Source organism: Paenibacillus sp. HGF5 (assembly GCF_000204455.1).
Classification (GTDB): domain Bacteria; phylum Bacillota; class Bacilli; order Paenibacillales; family Paenibacillaceae; genus Paenibacillus_AQ; species Paenibacillus_AQ lautus_A.
The window spans coordinates 1-21,168 of sequence record NZ_AEXS01000145.1 but is presented as its reverse complement, the minus strand read 5'-3'; the positions used below and the strand labels follow the sequence as shown (position 1 = coordinate 21,168).

The window sequence follows — 21,168 nt, the reverse complement described above, 5'->3', positions numbered from 1 at the left end:
CCCTTAATGTGTTATAGGTGTCGGACTACTCGGAACAGGTGCTTGGAAAGGAGCTTTCGCGTAAATTGCTTGCAGCTCGTCGATCTGTTGTATGGATTGAATGACGTCTTTCTGCATTAAAGCTTTTAGCTCTTGGTCAAAGACCAGGCCTTGCATCAGTTTTGACTTGGCGAGGCACAGCGTTTTAAAGTTTAAAGCTTCATGCAGTTCCATCGATTCGTGCGGCGCTAGTGTTGGTTTGTTCATGGAGAAATGATCACCTCCTTTTTTCTTCAACGTTAGATTTTCCAACGAATCGGATCTTATACTAAAATGGATTGCGGGAGCTGGAAGATCCGAATATTCCCATACAGTTGCAAGAATATAAACAAAATCTTAATCCGATACTTATTTCTGTTTTAAATGATCTTGCAAAAGGGAGGAGGACTCACTGTGCCAAATAAAAACAAAATTGATCTAGCCACCGAAAATGCAAGAAAACCGGCAGAGGGTTCACTTAACTCTAGTGGAAATACACTGGAGCAGCATGCATCTAACGCGGTTTCTGAGGTGGAGACAGCTTTAAATCAGGCAATAAGCTCGTTAAATGAATCTAATGCAACAAATTCACAAGCTTTGGAGAGGGCCCGGCAGCAATTGACCCAAGCAGAGGAATTTTTAGAACAAGCGCAAACTTCAGCAAATGCATTACGTCTGCCGGACCAACAATAAAACGGTCTTTGCGCAGATAGGCTTGACAGAGATTCTCCTTCTTTTTCGGTTACAAGTAGTGTCACTACTGTCGAGGTATGGTCGTATGTCTATGTCGAGTAGACGCTGTGTATGATGTTACCGAACTTACGCCGATATTCTCCGCACGGGCAAATGACCTGCGAGACGCTCGGAGGAACGTTTTTGTCATAGAACAGGGAGAGTCACCTTCAAAAAGCTTCGGCTTGTGCCGAAGCTTTTTGTTTTTTGATCTGTCTCGGCATTTCCAAAAAACTTTATCGAATCCGGATATGATTAAGCAGCGAACGCAACTCAGGAAGGGAAACGGTATACATCATGTTAAAGCTACCGTCGGCTTCATTGTATTTGTTTTTCGTCCCCGTAATGCCGCTGATACAGAAGCGAATATAAAACTTGATCTTTTACTATGTAAACTACATATTCACAAAAACAATGCAACCTCTGATAAATCAAGGGTTCTTTGGCTTGTGACACAATTCTAAACGTGTTGTCCTCATTATTTTTAGAACCACCGTTTGTTGATTTGTACTTGGTATTGCTAATAGTAAAACAGCTTCTATTGAAAATTTCAGATTTAAGCCAACCAATTGCTTGGATGAAATCATCTGCAAACGTTCATAATAACCACGTTGTGCAAAATACATGTTCAGGTGATGGTAACCATGGTATGGAACAAGGTAACGAACGTGCTTGACCGCAGCAACGAGGATTCCCCGGGAAAGAATGAAATCCCATTAACAATGGACGCCCTCAGACAGATAATAGTCAATATGTCCGATGCGGAAGTCATTAAACGTCCGGCTCTTGACGAGCGGACAATTACTCTCTTTTATATAAGAACATTAATCGATCTAGAGCGCCTGAATGAATCCGTCATCGGGCCGCTTAGTGTCCTTTCCGATAATACAGTTTGCGAATGCATCACCGCGTCCAGCATTTCGGAAGTTACCAGTCAGCAGAAAGCGAAGCTGCTTCTTATGCAGGGCTCGGTGCTGGTGCACGACGACAGAATTGACCGGTGGTGGGCGGTGTCTCTGCCGAGTTCCTTGGGTCGCAGCATCGAGTCTTCCGATACGGAAACCATTATCTTAGGGCCTAAAGACAGCTTCAGCGAAAAAATCGATGAAAACATCACGCTCATTCGCAGGCGGCTACCGACGCCTGATCTGAAAACCGAACAATACTCAGTTGGTTCCCTCAGCAAAACCACGATCGTGATCATGTACATGGAAGGAATTACTAATCCGAAGCATGTCGCCATAGCCAGAGAGAAAATCGAGGCTATTGATTATGATATGATTCTGGAAGCGTCCCATCTCGGTTTTTTTATGGAAGACCATGTCCACAGCGTTTTTCCGCAGTTTATGCAGACCGACCGACCGGATGCTTCAGCATACTACCTCGGTACGGGTAAGCTTGTCATAATGGTGGGAGGTACGCCCTTTGTTCTGATCGCTCCCATGACGTTCTTCCATTTGTTCCATTCCCCCGAGGATTATATTAACCGCTGGCTCGTGGCCAGCTTCCTTCGGCTAGTCCGCTATCTAAGCTTCATTCTTTCCATCACATTAATTCCGCTATATGTGGCATTAACGACCCACCATTATCAAATGGTTCCGCTGCAGATCCTGTTCGTGCTTCTTGATTCCAGGAGCAAGCTTCCATTTACGCCTTTCTGGGAAGCCTGCTGCATGCTGATTACGCTGGAAATCATGAAAGAAGCCAGCCTAAGGATGCCCGCCAAGTCGGGCCAAACGCTGGGGGTCATCGGGGGGATCGTGATTGGCCAAGCAGCAGTCGAAGCAGGCTTTGCCAGCAAGGTGCTGATCGTGCTTGTCGGAATCTCGGCCATCGCTTCATTCCTGGTGCCTAACTATATGATCACGAAAGCCAATACGATTGTTCATTTCGCTTTGCTCATTCTAGCCTCTTACCTCGGACTTCTGGGAGTCGTGCTGGGTATTATTCTGCTGCTCATCCACCTGAATGGGCTATCTTCCCTCAGACAGCCTTATTTTGCACCGGTCGCCCCTTTTTTCTGGAGAGATTGGAAGGATCTTTTCATCCGGGCTCCTATGCCATTATTAAGAAGCCGGCCATTATTTTTGAACCCCCTGAAAAAATGGAGATACAGCCGAAGGAGATGATCGCGTGTCAGAAATATCGTTGTTCCAGAGAGATTCCACGTTTGGCGGCAAGTATATCTTTCTGATCGTGAATCGCCTTCAAATGCTGTACTTTGTGCTGCTTATGCCCCAGTATCTGGTTCATCCCTATATGGTCTGGGCCATCATCGCTGTTGGCATTATATCCAACATTAATTTGATGCTGCTTGCCAAATGGTTCGCTTCGCCCTATGCCAGCAAAGGCTATACCGGTTTTGTCGAGCTTTTCGGCGAAAGGAAGGTTCGTTTGTTCTCCTTCATCGGAATGCTGTTCATCTTTGTCAAGATTACGGTGATTACGCTTGGCTATACCGAAATCATACATCAATTCGTGCTGCCGTCCATCCAGAGGGAATGGCTGCTTGCTTTCCTATTTGCTGTTGGCTGCTATCTGGCCGTGAAAGGCATGGAGAAGACAATTCGTTTCATCTTCATTGCCTATTTATGCTCGTTCTGGTTGATAGTGCTGTACATTCCTTTCTTCTTGCCTCCTATCGCCTCGATACATGATCTGTACCCGATCATTCCAATGGAACGTGACGAAGGGATTTGGAAGGGCATGCTGCTGATCTGGGCATCGCTGTCTGGACCTGAATACCTCATATGCATCGGTGCCTGGTTCAGCCCCCGGGACAAGCTGCTTAGGCCGATGGCGATCGGGAACGCATTGACGATTTTGGAATACCTGGCACTGTTTATCGCGTCGACGTTGTATTTTGGGCAGGAATATTTGAGAAAAAGCAGCTACCCGGTCATCAACATGGTTCGCTATTTGCAATCGCCGATCTTCGAACGTCTGGATATCATGATGATTTGCATCCATATTTTCCACTATGTGTTTGCCATTGCTATGCTCATTCTGCTGTTCTACGGTTCTCTCCGAATCATTGCGGGGAAAGCCAAGAAACCAACCAGCAGATCCGGATTCATTGCGAGTTTCATGGTACTGTTTCTATGCATGCTCATCGTCTACCATTGGTTCTGGAAATCCGGTACGCAGGGACATTTTTGGCCGGTGCTTCAGGCCTGTTTCGCTGCGGTATCCTTCTTGGCGGTACCCGCCTTTATGATAGCCGCAGTAAGAATAAAGGGGCGTGCCTAACATGAGTTGGAGAACGAAAGCCGCATTATGGGCTATGGCGGGTATTCTATTTGCAACTCCAGGATGCTCAAGCCGGGATTACAATATTATTGAAGAAATCGCACCTATCATTCTCTGGACCATCGATCAGGGTCAGGACGGCATGCTGGAAATAAGCTTTCTGGTACCTCCTCTAGGCAGAGAAGAGAAAAAGATGATAACACTTCATACCGATCTTCTAAAGGAGGGCAAAAAAGAATTTAACCGAAGCTATCATCGGGAGCTGAAGACCGGCCAGAAACGGGTCCTGTTCATCAGCGAGGAGTTTGCAAGGCAAGGGATGCGTCCCATTATCGACACCATACTAGCGGATCCCAAATTGTCCATGCGCCTTTATTTGGCCGTATATCGGGGAGATTTACAGGGGTACTTGCAAAAGAAGATTAAGAAGGATCCGCTTATCGATTATTATATATATCGCAACTTCAAGCATTATGAAAGCAGAAGCCCTGGGGAAATGACCGTCGTCAATCTGCATCAATTTATGAAAAATCTCTATTCACCGCTTGCGGATCCGGTTCTGCCCGTATTTCAGGCGGATCAGAATAACTTAACTTATGAGGGAACCGGTCTATTCCGTAAAGATAAGCTGGTTTCCGTATTGAGCCGAACCGAAGAACAAATGTTCCAAATTCAGTACAAAAATCATCGCCTTCAGGATCTTTCTCTGCCAGAATTGTCGGTCAACGTCAGCGATGTCCATGCCAAGTCCGACTGGAAGGTGGACCGCAGACAGACGAGAGTAACAATTAACACGGAAATCCGATGCCGTATCGAGGAGTACCACGGAAAAAAAGATTTACTGGACCCTACCCAGTTAGACGAGCTTAACCGGAACATCGGAGCCTATATGGATAAACAAACCGTATCGCTTTTCAAAAAAATGCAGGAGCTGAAAGTGGATCCTTTAAACATGGGATCATATGCTTCAGGGGCTTTTCAGAGTCGGATCGAAAGAAAGGATTGGCAAAAAGAATGGCCGCAAATGAAGGTCGAGGTACATTACAAGACATTTATGGAGCCGCTGACAAATTCGCTCAGCGGAAGCCGGTAATGGATAAAAAATGATCTGGTGTTCTTAATATTCTCGCGGCTATGCTCAAAGCATTAACATGAACGAACAGGACGTCCGAACCGCGATATTCCCCATTACAATATTTCCATGGACAACACCCAGATCAGACACGGTGATAAAAAGGCTAATTAATATGTTATGAGTGGCGCCTGACACGATGAAGGTCAAGAAAGTAACTAGAATCGGACAGATTAACGCCATCCCTAAAGCGTTCTGCCGCGAAGCTTCATACATCAAGGCTTCCCTGCCGATCACTGCCAGCGATAATAGATCAATACCAGCAGCCATGTAAACCAGAAGGCCGCTTGTCAGCAGAGGTCCATTTGCCCTCGGAAGGGATTCTGATCCGAAACACAAAGCAGGCTCCGCAAATGGACGGTAGGAAGAGATGCAGTATATCTGAACGTTATTGTTGCGGGTGCAATCATCAACATACTGATGACGAAAGTTAGTTGCATCCCTAGGAACTGTGCGAATTCGGGATTGTCCATCAAGTTCGCTCTGCGATGATTTAAGTGAAGGATAACGTCAAGGGTATGTAGTCGAAACAATCAGAATAAACTCAAAGCTCATACTCGCCTTTTGTTCCAAAAAGATTTTTATGTCAAATTGTGTAGAATTATTGAAATGTTTGCGATTCGCAAATATAATAAAGCTAAAAATTTAAATACATAATGCACAATCCTCTAACACTTCAAATAGCTGATCGCTAAATTACACTCATTAAACATATGTCAATATAGCAAGGGAGGGTTTCCCTATGTCAGATTCTATCAATGAACAGGAGATATTAAAGCTATTAAAAAAACTAGACCAAGTTTCTCGTTCTCAGGAAATGGAAGGGACAGGAGCGTCCCCATCAGTTTCCCATAGTATGAACACTGATTATGAGGTCTCAGATGGGTATATTAAGGTGGAACATGGGAAAATCATCGTGGGGAACCCAACCAATGGTGGCCAATTCCCGACTATTAAAGCAAACTCGCCTGTTAAGCTGTTGGTGGATGGCCAAGAGATCAGTAAGGAAACGAAGGTTTCTTCTGAGAGTGTGGTAGAGTGGAAGATTGAAGAGAATTCTCTATTTGAGGTATCGGTCTCAGAAGATAAATTAGAAGCCTATTTGACCATAAATCGCATACAGAGGTGTGCGTGGTTGTTAGAACAGAAGACTCCCTCATTGAATGTAACACTCACTGCAGAGGAAGATTTAAATATTATTTTAGAAATTGTAAACCTACAAGATATTCTTACGATAGTTGAAAATATGAACATTAAAATGAATCTTGATGTAGCAGCGATTCAGGCCGAAATCATGCAACCTTCTTTTAAACCAATAATAATCGGAAGAGGTATGGCTCCCGTTCAAGGTAAGGATGCCCTACTGGATCTGTTCTTTTCTGAAAATATTGTGAACATCTTTAACGAGGTAAGAGGGGGAATGGATTATAAAAATCATATGAACATTCCCTCTGTTAAGAGCGGAGATGTCATTGCTAAGAAGACACCGGCAGTTGAAGGACTGACAGGGTATGATGTATTTGGCAATGTGCTGCTTCCCGATCCAGTCAAGGACATACGCATTGCTGGTCAGGATAATGTAGAAATTACATCAGATTTCATCGTTATCGCTCGGAAAGAGGGGAGACCTCGAGTCACAGGTAATCAAATTAAATATTTTGATATCAACACCGCTTATGTAGTACACGGTAATGTTGATTTACAAACAGGTAATATCGTGTTTGCTGGTGATGTGATCGTTCATGGCGATGTTATGGATAACATGATTATTGAATCCCTCGGTAACATTTATGTGTCTGGCAGTGTTTTCAATTCGACATTAACAGCTACTGGCAGTATTGCAGTGAAGGGTAGCTTCATTGGAAGTCATTTATATTCCGGGTATTTTGGTATGTTCTACAACAGGCTCTATAATAGTTCTAAACAGTTGATGGAAATTCTAGAAATAATGATGGAAAACGTAAGGATATTGATTTATGAAATCAGTAAAAAAACATGCAGGTGCGGTACGGACAAGTGTTGTTGTTAATTACAGAGAGTAAATTCCAGCAAGTCCGGGATTTCGTAAAGGAACTGCTTGAGGTTGTTTCAAGTTTACAGACTTATAATATAAATGATTTACAGCAATTAAAATATTACTTGGAGTTATTCTTACAGTCCCCAAAAATTGTTGAAGTTATGACTGCTCCTCGTATGGAAGATTTTGTTCGGATTTTAAAAGAAGCATTCATGAGAGTTGCCTTAAGTCAGGAATCCCATGTGCAGATTAATGTTAACCAAGGTCAGAACTCGACATTAAAGTCCAATGGAGATATCCTGATTCGAAAAGAAGGAGTTATTCAATGTGATCTCTATTCAGCAGGGAATATCATTTTCCTGTTGGACAACGCTGTATGTCGAGGCTCAAAACTTGAAGCAGGTGATACCATATCTGCCATGTATGTAGGTGGGATTACTGGCGTTGCAACCAGTCTTAAGGCAGGGAATAAGATTATAATTAGGAAAATGTTTGAAGGACGGGTCACCGTTGATCGATATAGTATGGACATCTTTGAGCCAATTGAGGGTAAAACGTTTGACCGCAACAGCTTTAAACGACATAATTGGAAGGCGGGTGATTCATATTGATCAGTTCATCGGGAGAAGGTTAAAAAGAAACATCTATTCGAGGCAAGGCAGCTTGCTTCTTTCACAGAACTGTATTTTGGACCATCACCATATTAATCTCTTGCATCAGCACGGTATCGATTTATGGAAAGAAGATCCCCAATATGTTACGGAAATCTTAACAAAAGAAGCGGTTTTAGAAGTTCAAGCGATCTTCGAGAAGATTCGTTACCAATCCGAACAGCTTTCGAATCAAGATATACAAGAAGCAATAATTCCGAAGATCCAACAATTATGTATCAACAACCTATCGAATGTTATATTAGAGCTAAGTAAGAAGGATAATTATACCTATCGTCATTGTATAGGTGTTTCCCTCATCTCGTATTTAATCGGTAAATGGTTAGGTTTAAAGGATGAAGAACTACACAATCTCGCAATTGCTGGTTTATTGCATGATCTTGGAAAGATCAAAATCCCTGACTCGATTTTAAATAAAACAAGTAGCCTTAATGCCGATGAGTATGCCGAGATGAAACTTCATACTCATTTCGGGTATGAGATGATTCAGAATATTTCAGGAATGACGGAACAACAAGCCCTAGTTGCTCTTCAGCATCATGAAAGAGAAGATGGCAGCGGATATCCGTTTAGGATTGCGGGGGTGAAGATTACCCTTTACAGCAAGATTATAGCAGTAGCTGATGTGTTTCATACCATGATCTCCGAACGAACATACAAGAAACCCATACCTTTGTATCAAGTGTTTGAGGAAATCTATAATAGTGGCAATAAATTATTTGACTCTATGGTTGTCCATTGTTTCATACTGAACATGATGATCAGAATGGTCGGCAATCATGTGATTTTGACAGATGGTCAAGTAGCTCGAATCGTTATGCTTCATTCTGATGACCTTATTAATCCTTTAGTAGAGGCTAATGGGAAATTTTATGATTTACGGAATTCTGAACATAAAATCTTGGATTTTGTATACAATCAATAACATTACCAGAGGAGGGTCCTTTGAGTCTCTATGTTAAAAACACTACGAAAGAATAGAAAGATGACTATGCAGGAGGTTGCAGACTCAATCGGTGTAGCTAAAAGCACTTATGCCTGTTATGAACTAAATCATCGGCAGCCACCGATCGAGGTGTTGCATAAGCTATCCATACTGTTTGACACATCCGTTGACTATATAATCGGTGCAACAAATATTCCTCATCCCCCCCAAGATAAAGATATGAATGCGAAAGTGATTCTCAAGAATTCCAAGCTTCATTGGGATGGCATACCATTAACGGAGGATGATCTTCAAATCGTTCATGATCTACTTGAAATGGTTGTTCAAGAACGGAGTAGTTCTAAAAGCAAGAAAGGGTTACCGAGAACTTGAGATTGCTTGAATTCGAGGTGTAAATAAAAAAGATGGAAGAAATAATCGAATCCATGAAGCATTATAAGCTGAGCAAAGAAATAAAAAAATTACTGGCACAAATTCATCCGATGAATAAAGGACAAACTGATTTATCCAACTTGTTTGAAAAACTCTACCATGCAGATTTAATAGGGATGCAAGAAAAACTTTCTCTTGAAACTAGAATGTATCTAAATCAATATTGTCTGGCTATGGAAGAAAAATTAAACGGTATGTTATGTGTTGTATATTTATATGAAGAAAATGAAAAAAGATTATGGCTTGGTGCTGGACCGAGTATGCCGGGAAGTTATAAAGAATATTCGCATGGACTTGATGTGAAACTAGATATTCTAGGTGGATCGGAAGTACCGGTATACATCAGAAACGTATTAATTGTAGATGATATTAATCGCAGTGAAGACCTCGTTACATTAAATCATAAGAAAGCAATGTTGGAAGACGGATTTAAATCCTATTGCTGCACTCCATTAGGATATCAGGATAAGATGATCGGGTTCACCGTGTTGTTTTCTGATCAACAAAGAGACTTTACTGACTATGAAATCGATATGTTTCAGGATAATCGCAATCAAATTGAAAAAAAATTGTCTCAAATCAAAGATGACATGATTTTCTTATTAAAGAAACAACAAAAACTCGATCAGTTAGCCTGAAAGACCGATTCCTCTGAGGCAAAGGGATGGAAGCTCCGTGGAATAATTATCTAGATTGCTTATGATCATCCAGACGACATAAACTGTCTCATCACTCAAAACAATCATCAGTTTTATCTCCGTTTTCTGTTCAAGCGAGTTGCCGAACTGGCTGGCCGACACATCTATTTCCTTGTTGTCCAGCTCCGGCAGTATTAGCTATTTCAACTCATCTCGGTGCACTAATATTATGAAATTATGCTCGGACAGCATCACTAGGTCCGTTTCCAAGCAAGTTGCTTCATGGCTTTAATTTCACGAATCACGACTATAGCGAACTGGCAAAAGGCGGGTCCTGCGTGGATTAGGAGGACGTGCGAATGACGGAGATTCCAATGAACGATTACATCAATAAATTGGCACAAGAAATCGAGAAATACCGTAAAAAGCTTGAGGAACTTAGCAGGGATCGCCACCTACTTCACAACGATATCGTTATGCTCTCGCAGGAGCTTGACGAGAAAATAGTTTGTTTCATGAAGATGCATAATCAATCAGGAGAGTAGAGCTGGAATAGATCTGCTAGACAACCTATATCACACAGGAACTGTATGATTCAGATAATGACTTGCCGGGAATCCAGGATGAATGATAAATCCGGCAATCGAAGAGGGTTTGACATCGCTTGGCCTTTCCGTTAATTATGTCGGGGGACAATAAGATGCTCACATTGGAAGTTGCTATATTAGAGGCTTTTTTTATTTTATCGGTACAACTCGATAGTTATTCAGCAGATTGGTCCGTGTTGTCGAAGGACAAGAACATAGTCCCATTGAAAGTCGCTATTTTAGCGGCTTTTTTGTTTTATCGGTACAAGTTCTTGTCCTGGGCACGGGACAAGAACTTGTACCGATTGCCGAAATGGACAAGAACATGTTCTCATTTACGATTAGGTATATATCTAATTAGTATTCTGCTTAGCCGATTCTCACGATCAGTTACCGCTTTCTGTTGAGGTAACGAAGGGTAAGCTACATCTGTCAGATAACTAGGACTCATGCAACTGCCCGGACTCCTTGTGACGCCAATTTACGAATACCAAGGATAATGCAATTAACGTGAGAATAATCCCAAGTACTCGAAATCCCTCGAAGCTGAAGTTATCTCCCATTACGCTGCTAATGAGTAATGAAGAGAGAATGGTTCCCAGGTATCTTGAGGTATTAAATATTCCAGATGCTACACCTATAATTTCTTTTGGTGAACTTTTGAATAAGGCCGATTGCATAGCGACACTGTTTAACCCGTTGCTAATACCGAATGCAGCTAAAGCCAGACACACACTGATAACCGGTGAAGTCTGATCCAGTGTCATGATCACGATCCATACGGAACCAAATGTCATCAGCATTCCGGACATAAGCAATGCTGGTGGAGGTCCTGATTTATCGATCCATCGTCCTGCCATTGGAGAAGCAACGAGCGAGCACAAGCCTAAGCTTAGCATGAGCATCCCGGTATGGAACTCGCTGACATGACGTACGATTTGCAAGTAGGACGGAAGCCCGAAAAAGAGAGAGTAAAAAAGCAAGTTAACGACCATGAATTCGACATTGACCCAAGTCATTGCAGGATATTTAGCGAATGTGCGTAAAGGAATAAAGGGTGCCTTCGCTTTTAACTCATGTCGCACGAAAGCTCCCAGTCCAACGAAGCCAATCAGCCCGACAATAACGTTACTAAATGAAATTTGACCAGATGATTTTGCGGACAATAATCCAACGAGCAGAGCAACCAGACCCAAGGTGAATAGCAGAACTCCTGGCGCATCAATCAAATCAGACCATCTGTGAAAGGACATGTTGCGAGCAACGGATGTCATAGACGGAACATCATTAGGAATATGCCTCCAAGCTAATAAAAAGCTTGTCACTACGAAGGGGATATTAACCAAAAAGATAGCAGGCCAGCCCCACCAGTGAATGATGACCCCGCCAATAAAGGGGCCAATCGCTGCCGCTCCGGATAGGAATATGGACAAGACTGACAGTGCAGTCGCTTGTTTCTCCCGAATATGAATTCGCACAATGGCCATTCCAACCGCAACCATCATGCTTGTTCCGATGGATTGCACAATGCGGAACACGATGAGCCAACCAAAGTTTGGGGATAGTGGAGCTAATAATGATGCAACGAAGGATACAACAAGCCCGCTAAGAAATATCCTCCTCCTACCGAATAAATCGCTAGCTTTTCCCATGATAGGTTGAGCGATAGCACTCGCAATGTAGAAAGAAAAAATGATCCAGGATACCACTGTAAAGTCGAGTTGGAACACATTTTGTAGCCTTGGAATAGCAACTGAAATCATTGAAGAATTTAATGGGTTCAATAGAATCCCTAGTCCAACGGAGATCATCAACCACCTATTGCGAATACTCATTTTTATCCCTCCGATCTGTATGTTAGTGTCATCATCGTACTTGAAATCATTTATTTATTCCAATGCATTTTATGTTATGATTTCATTGACTCAAGGGAATGAAAGGAGAGTGTGAAATGGAACTTCTTCAACTGAAATATTTTCTCGAGGTAGCTCGTTTGGAACATATGACTGAAGCAGCACGAAGTCTGCATGTCACTCAATCGTCACTAAGCAAAACGATTGGGCGCTTGGAGGAGGATTTGGGGGTCCCGTTATTCGATCGAATAGGGAGGAAACTGCGATTGAATGAGTTTGGAAGCAGATTCTATCGCCGTGCTGAAAGGGCGTTGTTTGAATTGGAACAGGGGAAGCAGGAGATTAGCGATGTGTCCAGCCAAGAACATGGCACACTCGAATTGGCGGTGACCACCGCAAGCACATTGCCTCAGATCCTTCGAGATTTTCGGAACAAGCGTCCCGATATCCAATTTCATGTGCAAATGCTCACCACGCAGGAAATGGTTACGCTTCTTCATAGAGGAGAGGTTGATTTTTGCTTGTCCTCACCTCCTATAAAAGGGGAAGACATTGAATGTCAAATCATGTTCATCGACCCGATTCTTGTAGCTGTTCCCAAAGGGCATCGGCTTGCTAACCGAAACAGCATATCTTTGACTGAGCTAAGGGATGAATGTTTTGTTGGTGTAAAAAGAGGCTACGGTACTCGTGATCTGGTGGATTCTATATGCAAATCGGTTGGATTTGTACCTACATATGTGTATGAGGGTGACGAACCTGCAAGGCTAAGTTCTCTAGTAGAAGCGGGAATTGGCATAGCCTTTATACCAAGTACCGCAAGGTATTCTGGGGAACATATCAAATATCTCAAAGTAGAGAATCATGAATTGGTACGGGAGATAGCTTTGTTATGGCACAGGAGTCGGTACATTTCGCGGGCTGCTCTCGAATTCCGTGAGGTAGTTGTGGAATATTTCGGGACGATATCCAGACAGACAAATTAATTATCCTTCATAAAACCCAGAGAAGCAGTTCACCATCATGATCGTCTGCTTTTGTTGAATCCGCAAAGATGGAATAAAGAAAATATCATTTGTAGGACTTTCAACTATTAGCAAGTGGAGGTTGAAGAAGAGATTAAATAGACTAAATCTGAGTCGCGGCAGTTTTGTGTACAATCGACTTGACACATTTAATTCCCGGTGTGTAAAATGTGTCATGTAGACAGTACACATTAGGAGGAGTTACGATGGACCTTCGAGCAGCCGCTCATCTCATTAACACTTCACAGCGTAGAGACTCTGACCCACCGATCGTACATATATTGGATTGTACCGCCTGCAAGAAATCTTACGCGAGACTTCCCCAAGATATTGCGCTTGCTGAACGGAATGGCTCGTTGCAGCTTTGCAACCTGTGTCAAGATATACAAAGAAAGAGTCAGAAGAGTAGTCGTCTTTATGCCAGAAGAAACGGTAATCTGAAGTGGTCAGATTCGCTTGGCATTGCATATCCTACAAAAGGAAGCATCAAGAATGGAGACGGTCCTTATACCGAGATCATGCACCGATTTGAGATTTGGCTTCGAGACGTGCACAATTACTTACCTGGGCAAGAAATTGAATGGGAGACCCGGAAGCAGTTACAAAAACAATTCTTCCTAGAGTTTATTGATGAGCCCAACCTCTTCTCTACCCAGCCAATTCGGAAGCTTACACATAACGGTGAAACAGTCTATGTATGTACCGGCTGCCAGGCTCAGATGAGCCCGACCTATTTTATTAAATGTTGCCCATCGAAAAAGCCCAAGAGCAATTAGCATCTAGAGTAAGGTACTGAACATACCAGTGGCTTATGCGCTATCCTACCTGTATCCTTAGTGAGGCAGCGTCAGTCTAATACTTAATTTTACTAGGTTATCAAGACCTAAATTTAAGAAAGATAGATATATTAAAGGGTTTCACATATTAGTCATGACTAATATGTGAAACCCTTTATGTTCAACTATCGTTTCCCGTTAGATCAACAAGTAATAGGGTTATCATGTATTATAATAATGGAAATTTAATGAAGGGTAGTGTTTTTTAAATTGAAAACTTTTTATTGTGATCTGGAAATCACTTTAAATGTCATTAGCGGGAAGTGGAAGCCTCTTATTCTGTATTATTTAATAAAAGGTCCTAAACGGACCGGTGAATTGAGAAGGCTCATACCCACAATATCTCAGAAAATGTTAGTCCAGTCGTTGCGGGAGTTGGAGAGTGCTAATTTGATTATAAGAAAAATGTACAATCAGGTACCACCAAAAGTGGAATATTCAATATCAGAAATGGGTATGTCACTTGAACCCACTTTGCGAGCTCTTTGTGATTGGGGCCAAAATTATGCAGAGAAGAACTTGAGTAAGGATGAATATCGGAGATTAAATGTAGAATAGAGTAATTTCATTGACCCATTTATTCTGCACTTCATCACAATTATCACTTTTTGGTTACTATATAACATAAAAGTACGTACTATTTTAAAAGTTATGGATGGAACATAATAAGACTTGTGGCCATGAAGAAAATCAAAGAATTAATAAAAGGAGTCGTAGTAGATCGATAAGTTTTTGGAGGTGCGTTATGAAATTTGGCTTTATTGGTGCTGGAACAGTTGCTCAAACGCTGGCGAAACATCTATTGCTTCACGGTCATGAAGTTATTCTCAGTAATAGTCGTGGTCCCGAAACGCTCTCAGATCTGGTAAGCTCGCTTGGTGCTGGCGCAAAATCCGGAACACCGTCAGAAGCAGCTGAGCAGGACTTTGTAATATTATGCGTGACGTGGGCGCAAATGCCTGCTGCTTTGTCAATGGTTCCTGACTGGACAGGCCGTGTTCTTATTGATGCTACCAACCGTTTTGAAAATACGGAACCTCTACTTGGCGAATGGTCAGGAAAGAATTCAAGTGAAATCGTAGCCCAATATGCTCCGGGTGCTCATGTAATTAAAGCTTTTAACAGTGTTCCGATGGAATGGATTAAGGATTACACGGAAGAGAAGCCGAAGACTGTCCTGTTCATGTCCGGTGACGACATCCAGGTAAAACAAGTCTTGAAAGAAATTTGGGAGAAGATTGGCTTTGCCTGTATTGATCTTGGATCCTTGAGCCAGGGCGGTCTGCTGCAGCAAATAGGAGGACCTCTCGCCGGATTGAATTTAAATCTGCTGGATCAATACACTGTACGATAACGTTATTCTATACTGCAACTGGTTTATCAATAAAAGTTCAAAGGGGTTACTAATATGGGTAAAATACTTATTACTGGAGCAACGGGTAATCTTGGCAGCAGGACGCTAAACCTTCTTCTTAAAAAGGTTCCGGCAAATCAGGTCGCTGTATTGGTACGTGATCCGCAATCTGAAAAAATCGAAAGGTTTGTTAAAGAAGGTGTGGAGGCCCATCAGGGCGACTATTTCGATTATAACTCCCTTCTGCGAGCTTTTAATGGTGTTGACAAAGTCATGCTTATCTCCGCGCAAGCATTTACCGACCGTAATACGCAACATTTCAATGTCATCGCAGCTGCAAAGCAGGCTGGTGTTAAACAAGTGATCTACACGTCGATCATTCGAAAAGAAAATTCAAATCTTATTTTGCCCGAAGTAACGATGTCAGACTTATTTGCTGAACAAACGCTTAGAGCATCCGGATTAGACTATACCATTCTGCGGAATCCACCGTACCTTGAAACCTTGCATATGTATTTCGGAGATGCGCTTAAAGCCGGCGTGCGAGTACCAGAGGGTTCCGGCAAAGTTGCCGCTGCATCTCTGGATGACTTGGCGGCAGCTAACGTAGCCGTTCTCACTCAACACGGGCACGAAAATAAGACATACACTCTAAGTGGCAGCGAGGGGAGCTCTTTTGCAGACATCGCTGAAGCCCTCTCGGAGATTAGTGAGATGAATATCCCTTATGAGTCAGTTAGCGAAAAAGAATATATAGACTCTATGGTAGCGAATGGCTTGCCTGTTTTCATGACTGATTTTTTATTAGGCTGGGTGCGAGGAGTCAACACTGGAGAATTTTCGGAGACATCCGGTGATCTTGAACGTCTAATTGGCCGAAAACCAATGACATATAAGGAATTCTTTAAACATCAGTTTTCTAAAGTTGAAGATTGAAAGCAGGGTATGTTTTAGACTAAATTTGAAAAAGAAACAGCGACAGCCAAGGACGAGTAAATTGACTGTCGCTATTTTATTGAGCTAACGTTTCCCGCAATAAACGTCCGGATTGCCCGGCCGTTTATGAATAAAATGATGGAGGCTCCTGCAGAAAAGATCGAGGAAATTATGCTTAAAGCAACTAATTTTTTAACAAACCAATTGAAATCAGCAACACAAAGGAGTTAAACAACATTATCGATATATGTACAAAATACTATGTAATCTGCATATACGAAAAAGCACTAGAACCTCTTATCTATCATGGGTTCTTTGGATTGTGACACAATTAAACATTAATATTATAAATGATAGGGGGATTTTAGGAGATGGTGTCGAATATTACTGAAAATGAATAAGTACCCATCCTAAAGGAGACATAAAATTGAAACTATCTAAGGTAAAGATCAAAAACTTTCGCTCTTTTGGACAAGAAGAAGTTATTCAAATCGATGAACTAGTAGCTTTAATCGGAAGTAATAGTTGTGGAAAAACTACATTCTTAAACGCTATGCTTAAAATTTTTGGTGAAACAAGTAAGGAAAGAGAAGTAATTCGTTCTGATTTTCATGTGCCACCAAGTGTGAACCCAGATACTCTACAAAATAGTGAATTCTACATTGAAACAATTTTTGAGTTTAATGAGGTATTTACACAAAATGGTATTGAAAAATATACGGTACCTAGTTTCTTTCAGAATTTCATTATAGAACCGGACAACAAAGCACCTTACATACGAATAAGATTAGAAGCTTCGTGGCAACGTAGTAATCAACCAGAGGGTATTGTAGACACTAATGTTTATTTTATTACTTCTCCTGATAATACACCAATCAAGACACAAGATAAAAGGCCTATATCCCAATCTCAACTATCTCAAATTAAAATAATATATGTCCCTGCCTTGCGTGATCCATCGGCCCAATTACGTATGGTTACTGGAACGTTGTTATGGCGGCTAATCCAGCGTATTAATTTTGATAACTCCTTTAAAGTTGAAATAAGCCAAAAGATGCAAGCTGTAAAAGATATCTTAAGTCAACATCCCGGAATTGCAAAAGTTAAAGATGTAATAAAAGAACAGTGGAATAACTATCATGCAGATGTTCGATATTCTGATGTTGATCTTCACTTTAATACACAAGACATAGAAAGTATATTAAAAAAAATAGATCCCAACTTTTCACCTACAGAAACTGAAAAGAATTATAACGTAGATTCGTTAGGTGACGGTTTAAGGTCACTTTTTTATTTGTCTTTGGTGGGGGCACTGCTGAAGACAGAAGAAATTGCATTACATGATATAATGAGTAATCCTGATAAACCAATCGACGAAAGATTGTTTAGTGTTATACCCCCTTGTTTGACAATTGTAGCGGTAGAAGAACCAGAAAACCATGTTGCTCCACATTTACTTGGTAAAATTATTCACAATCTACTTAACATTTCAAGTAATAGCAATTCTCAAGTAATATTATCCTCCCACAGTCCGGCCATTATTAAAAGACTAGAGCCAACTCAGATCAGACATTTTAGATCTTGCAAGACAAATAAATCTACTTTAGTAAGAAATATTCTTTTACCGGCAAAAGATGAAGATGCTTTCAAATACGTTAAAGAAGCTGTAAAAGCTTATCCAGAGATATACTTCTCTAGCTTAGTTATTCTAGGAGAAGGAGATAGTGAGGAAATTATATTACCGAAAGTAATGGATCTCATTGATGTAAACATCAACGTTAATGAAATCTCCGTGGTTCCACTTGGAGGTAGACACGTTAATCATTTTTGGAAATTACTTTACCAACTCGATATTCCTTTCATCACTTTATTAGATCTTGATCTCGAAAGAGGAGGTGGTGGATGGGGGCGAGTAAAATATTGCATTGATCAACTTATTAAAAACGGGATTGAAAAATCTAAGCTTGTGAGCAGTGATGAGCAGCTAAAACAAATGCTTACTTGGGACCATGGGAGTACACATCTACAATCATGGATCGATATGCTCGAAAGCTATAATATATACTTCAGTGCACCACTTGATATAGATTTTTTAATGTTGGAAAGATTTATTAATGAATATATTAGCGGATTGAGTCAAAATGAGGGACCAGAGATCATTGTTCAAGGTGAAACTAAAAAAATAGCGAGTTTAGTTGAAAGTGATCTCTCTACTCAAGAATATAACGATCGTTTGGCTGCGGATATAGCTTGTACATTAAAAGACGTGAGTAAAAAAGGTGTGCTTTACTCAGAAGAACAAAAAAAGTTGATGATATGGTATCGTTATTTATTCCTATATCGCGGCAAACCTTCAACGCACATGAGAGTTCTCTCTGAAACAGATGATGATGTTATTAAGGCTAGGCTTCCCGAAATATTTATTAAAATGGCCAACAAGATCAAAGAAGAACTTAATATAAAGGAACAATCAAATGTATAGGTATATGACAAGTGATGATTGGACGCCAGCTGATAATATGTCTTTTGATTCAACTAGTATAAGAATAATTAAATCAGAAGTTAATACATTGATTTCTGCTGGACCAGGCGCCGGAAAGACTGAACTTTTGGCACAAAAAGCCTCATTTTTGTTAACAACGAACAAATTAATTTTCCCGAGACAATTACTTGCACTTAGTTATAAAGTTGATGCTGCCAAAAATTTAGAGGAGAGGGTACATGTAAGATGTGGGGAAACCCTATCCAAACGTTTTATTTCTCGTACTTATGATGCTTTTGCTAAATTAATCGTTGACCAGTTTTGTAATTTACTACCACCAGAACTTAAGCCATCAATTGATTATGAAATCGGGACAAGTGAGGATGTGAAACAAGCTTATATAGCCGCTGGGCATCGAAGTATCCTTAGAGACTCATATCGTTTTTATATTAATACATATTTAGTACAATACAAACTTCCATTTGTAGATACTGAGTACGGTGATATTGCTAGAAAAGTTCTACCCATTTTGCTAAAAGGAAACGATAACCTACAACCAAAATTAACATTTCCAATAATTGCGCGTCTAGCAGAATATATTGTGAGAAACAATCCTTCAGTTAGAAGTTCTTTACAACTTACATTTGGTCATGTTTTTTTAGATGAATTCCAGGATACACCTGAGCATCATTATGATCTGATAAAGAGCGCCTTCAGAGATCAGGGAAATATTCTAACTGCTGTTGGAGATAAAAAACAACGTGTAATGGTTTGGGCGGGAGCCGCTGACAATATATTTGAACGTTTTACAAGTGAATTTAATGCAGTTAATGAAACTCTTTTAGTCAATCATCGATCAGCTCCAAAGCTTGTTTCAATTCAACAACCAATAATTAAAAGTATGACTGGTCAAGATATAATAATAACCCCTAATGATCGATGGTCTGCTGAAGATGGAATATCAGAGGTTTGGGGGTTCGAGAATGAAAAAGAAGAATCTTTGGTTGTAAGTCAGAAAATCAAAGAACTCATTGAGTATGAGTCGTTATCACCAAATGACATCTGTATTTTAACCAGAAAATTACCTGCAATATATACTAAAGAAATAATGGATATGTTAGAACGTAATCATATTCATGCACGAGTAGAAGAAAAGTATCAAACGTTATTAAAGGAAGATGTTATACAGATTATACAATCTATTATATTGTTAGCATTACCAATCAAAGCTCCTGATGAATGGGCATTTATAATTAAGGTTTTAAGGCAACTACATGGTTACAATTCAAGGACCTCCAATATTGTTCAACAAACACTTGAGAGTAACTTTATTAGCTACCTAAAAACGCTAGAGTTAAAAATGGCGAGTATAACTAATGAAGGCGAATTGTACCTTTTAGTCTTAGATATACTTAACTATCTGGATCGGGAAAGACTAAGAGGATTATACAGACAATATAATAATGCATATTTGGATACTCTAATTAAAAACTATGTAAATCTATTGTGGATTGAATATGAAACTTGTACTGATTGGGTATATTCGATTGAAAGATTTAAAGGAATGCATTCAATACCAGTAATGTCAATCCACAAAAGCAAAGGATTAGAATATAAGGTGGTCTTTCTTATTGGATTGGAGGATGATGCTTTCTTTGGAGACAATATTGATGAAGAGCTTTGCACTTTCTTTGTTGCCATATCTAGAGCAATCGAGCAATTGTTTATAACAAAATGTGACAAACGTGGTGTTGAGAAAAAAACGACGAATAAAGTTAAACCATTCTTTATTTTGTGGAATTCTTCTGGAATTGGCCAATTTGTTTCTTTCAAGAATGAATTCAATAAAAAATTCAATGAATACTTTGGAATTCAATAATTAAACCAACATAATAAAGCGAGGCAAGAAATCAAGTAACAGGTGACTACTTGCCTCTCTTTATTATGTGTAAATTTCAAAAATCTCCCTTACATCAGAAACATCTCGAGTCAGCAAATCCCTGCTGAATACCTCAATCAATTTATTCTGTATTGCTAAATGCGTGCGGTAATTGGGAGTTTTCCAGTTATGATCAGACAAGGCCAAATTACTGAAGATTAGTTTGCAAAGGGAAGGCTTCTCCTCTAATGGATGGGCAGCATCGGTTTGGAGGAATTAGGAAGTACGTTCAAGATACAAATTCTGATATCACAATCCCGTTTCTTGCTTTCCACGCTCTTGATGTCGATGAAGAGATTAAGTTATTTGCACGATAAATAC

The 21,168-nt window shown here is 40.6% G+C and carries 19 protein-coding genes; 17 read left to right on the top strand and 2 right to left on the bottom strand.

The annotated features are described in order from the left end of the window. Window positions 1-3: 3 nt before the first annotated feature. Window positions 4-246, bottom strand: a complete 243-nt coding sequence (locus tag HMPREF9412_RS23015; protein ID WP_009594190.1) for a hypothetical protein — start codon at window positions 244-246, stop codon at window positions 4-6. A gap of 186 nt (window positions 247-432) precedes the next feature. Between HMPREF9412_RS23015 and HMPREF9412_RS23010 the strand changes: the two genes are divergently transcribed. The 10 genes from HMPREF9412_RS23010 to HMPREF9412_RS22965 all read left to right on the top strand — a co-directional run bounded on the left by HMPREF9412_RS23010 (window position 433) and on the right by HMPREF9412_RS22965 (window position 10,380). Beyond that, window positions 433-711 (top strand): hypothetical protein, encoded by a 279-nt coding sequence (locus HMPREF9412_RS23010; protein WP_036673208.1) that lies wholly within the window; start codon window positions 433-435, stop codon window positions 709-711. A gap of 683 nt (window positions 712-1,394) precedes the next feature. After that, the gene (locus HMPREF9412_RS23005) at window positions 1,395-2,879 is read left to right on the top strand and encodes a spore germination protein (protein WP_009594177.1); all 1,485 of its coding nucleotides are present in this window, start codon (window positions 1,395-1,397) and stop codon (window positions 2,877-2,879) included. Window positions 2,880-2,883: 4 nt separating this feature from the next. After that, window positions 2,884-3,999, top strand: coding sequence for a GerAB/ArcD/ProY family transporter (locus HMPREF9412_RS23000; protein ID WP_009594184.1), 1,116 nt, complete (start codon window positions 2,884-2,886; stop codon window positions 3,997-3,999). A gap of 1 nt (window position 4,000) precedes the next feature. Next, window positions 4,001-5,092: a Ger(x)C family spore germination protein gene (locus HMPREF9412_RS22995; RefSeq protein WP_009594180.1), complete on the top strand. Its 1,092-nt coding sequence runs from the start codon at window positions 4,001-4,003 to the stop codon at window positions 5,090-5,092. A gap of 781 nt (window positions 5,093-5,873) precedes the next feature. Further along, the gene (locus HMPREF9412_RS22985) at window positions 5,874-7,160 is read left to right on the top strand and encodes a DUF342 domain-containing protein (protein WP_009594194.1); all 1,287 of its coding nucleotides are present in this window, start codon (window positions 5,874-5,876) and stop codon (window positions 7,158-7,160) included. Then, a complete protein-coding gene (locus HMPREF9412_RS32635) occupies window positions 7,148-7,759 on the top strand; it encodes a DUF342 domain-containing protein (RefSeq protein WP_139084060.1) in 612 nt (203 codons plus the stop codon). The genes HMPREF9412_RS22985 and HMPREF9412_RS32635 overlap by 13 nt, the downstream gene beginning before the upstream one ends. Beyond that, on the top strand, window positions 7,707-8,744 hold the full coding sequence (locus HMPREF9412_RS22980; protein WP_254664102.1) for an HD-GYP domain-containing protein: 1,038 nt from the start codon (window positions 7,707-7,709) through the stop codon (window positions 8,742-8,744). The genes HMPREF9412_RS32635 and HMPREF9412_RS22980 overlap by 53 nt, the downstream gene beginning before the upstream one ends. Before the next feature lie 30 nt (window positions 8,745-8,774). Continuing rightward, complete coding sequence (locus HMPREF9412_RS22975) at window positions 8,775-9,137, top strand: helix-turn-helix domain-containing protein (RefSeq protein ID WP_036673205.1); 363 nt, start codon at window positions 8,775-8,777, stop codon at window positions 9,135-9,137. Window positions 9,138-9,169: 32 nt separating this feature from the next. Further along, on the top strand, window positions 9,170-9,835 hold the full coding sequence (locus tag HMPREF9412_RS22970; RefSeq protein WP_009594181.1) for a GAF domain-containing protein: 666 nt from the start codon (window positions 9,170-9,172) through the stop codon (window positions 9,833-9,835). Between the two features lie 359 nt (window positions 9,836-10,194). Further along, the gene (locus tag HMPREF9412_RS22965) at window positions 10,195-10,380 is read left to right on the top strand and encodes an aspartyl-phosphate phosphatase Spo0E family protein (RefSeq protein WP_009594179.1); all 186 of its coding nucleotides are present in this window, start codon (window positions 10,195-10,197) and stop codon (window positions 10,378-10,380) included. 482 nt (window positions 10,381-10,862) lie between these two features. Here HMPREF9412_RS22965 and HMPREF9412_RS22960 read toward each other — a convergent pair whose 3' ends face one another. Continuing rightward, complete coding sequence (locus HMPREF9412_RS22960) at window positions 10,863-12,257, bottom strand: MFS transporter (RefSeq protein WP_009594185.1); 1,395 nt, start codon at window positions 12,255-12,257, stop codon at window positions 10,863-10,865. Window positions 12,258-12,373: 116 nt separating this feature from the next. Between HMPREF9412_RS22960 and HMPREF9412_RS22955 the strand changes: the two genes are divergently transcribed. The 7 genes from HMPREF9412_RS22955 to HMPREF9412_RS22925 all read left to right on the top strand — a co-directional run bounded on the left by HMPREF9412_RS22955 (window position 12,374) and on the right by HMPREF9412_RS22925 (window position 20,787). Next, window positions 12,374-13,261 (top strand): LysR family transcriptional regulator, encoded by an 888-nt coding sequence (locus tag HMPREF9412_RS22955; RefSeq protein WP_009594199.1) that lies wholly within the window; start codon window positions 12,374-12,376, stop codon window positions 13,259-13,261. Window positions 13,262-13,506: 245 nt separating this feature from the next. Beyond that, window positions 13,507-14,076, top strand: coding sequence for a hypothetical protein (locus HMPREF9412_RS22950; RefSeq protein ID WP_036673201.1), 570 nt, complete (start codon window positions 13,507-13,509; stop codon window positions 14,074-14,076). A gap of 270 nt (window positions 14,077-14,346) precedes the next feature. Further along, window positions 14,347-14,694, top strand: a complete 348-nt coding sequence (locus tag HMPREF9412_RS22945) for a winged helix-turn-helix transcriptional regulator (protein WP_036673222.1) — start codon at window positions 14,347-14,349, stop codon at window positions 14,692-14,694. Between the two features lie 187 nt (window positions 14,695-14,881). Beyond that, complete coding sequence (locus HMPREF9412_RS22940; protein ID WP_009594196.1) at window positions 14,882-15,490, top strand: NADPH-dependent F420 reductase; 609 nt, start codon at window positions 14,882-14,884, stop codon at window positions 15,488-15,490. Between the two features lie 54 nt (window positions 15,491-15,544). Then, on the top strand, window positions 15,545-16,426 hold the full coding sequence (locus HMPREF9412_RS22935; protein WP_009594197.1) for an SDR family oxidoreductase: 882 nt from the start codon (window positions 15,545-15,547) through the stop codon (window positions 16,424-16,426). A 427-nt stretch (window positions 16,427-16,853) separates the two neighbouring features. Continuing rightward, a complete protein-coding gene (locus tag HMPREF9412_RS22930) occupies window positions 16,854-18,908 on the top strand; it encodes an ATP-dependent nuclease (protein WP_009594202.1) in 2,055 nt (684 codons plus the stop codon). Between the two features lie 4 nt (window positions 18,909-18,912). Continuing rightward, on the top strand, window positions 18,913-20,787 hold the full coding sequence (locus HMPREF9412_RS22925; protein WP_175320797.1) for a UvrD-helicase domain-containing protein: 1,875 nt from the start codon (window positions 18,913-18,915) through the stop codon (window positions 20,785-20,787). Window positions 20,788-21,168: the final 381 nt, after the last annotated feature.

Coding starts and splice junctions, on each gene's coding strand:
- HMPREF9412_RS23015 (WP_009594190.1), bottom strand. CDS start 246: ATGAACAAACCAACACTAGCGCCGCACGAATCGATGGAACTGCATGAA.
- HMPREF9412_RS23005 (WP_009594177.1), top strand. CDS start 1,395: ATGGTATGGAACAAGGTAACGAACGTGCTTGACCGCAGCAACGAGGAT.
- HMPREF9412_RS22995 (WP_009594180.1), top strand. CDS start 4,001: ATGAGTTGGAGAACGAAAGCCGCATTATGGGCTATGGCGGGTATTCTA.
- HMPREF9412_RS22985 (WP_009594194.1), top strand. CDS start 5,874: ATGTCAGATTCTATCAATGAACAGGAGATATTAAAGCTATTAAAAAAA.
- HMPREF9412_RS22975 (WP_036673205.1), top strand. CDS start 8,775: ATGTTAAAAACACTACGAAAGAATAGAAAGATGACTATGCAGGAGGTT.
- HMPREF9412_RS22970 (WP_009594181.1), top strand. CDS start 9,170: ATGGAAGAAATAATCGAATCCATGAAGCATTATAAGCTGAGCAAAGAA.
- HMPREF9412_RS22965 (WP_009594179.1), top strand. CDS start 10,195: ATGACGGAGATTCCAATGAACGATTACATCAATAAATTGGCACAAGAA.
- HMPREF9412_RS22960 (WP_009594185.1), bottom strand. CDS start 12,257: ATGAGTATTCGCAATAGGTGGTTGATGATCTCCGTTGGACTAGGGATT.
- HMPREF9412_RS22955 (WP_009594199.1), top strand. CDS start 12,374: ATGGAACTTCTTCAACTGAAATATTTTCTCGAGGTAGCTCGTTTGGAA.
- HMPREF9412_RS22950 (WP_036673201.1), top strand. CDS start 13,507: ATGGACCTTCGAGCAGCCGCTCATCTCATTAACACTTCACAGCGTAGA.
- HMPREF9412_RS22940 (WP_009594196.1), top strand. CDS start 14,882: ATGAAATTTGGCTTTATTGGTGCTGGAACAGTTGCTCAAACGCTGGCG.
- HMPREF9412_RS22935 (WP_009594197.1), top strand. CDS start 15,545: ATGGGTAAAATACTTATTACTGGAGCAACGGGTAATCTTGGCAGCAGG.
- HMPREF9412_RS22925 (WP_175320797.1), top strand. CDS start 18,913: ATGACAAGTGATGATTGGACGCCAGCTGATAATATGTCTTTTGATTCA.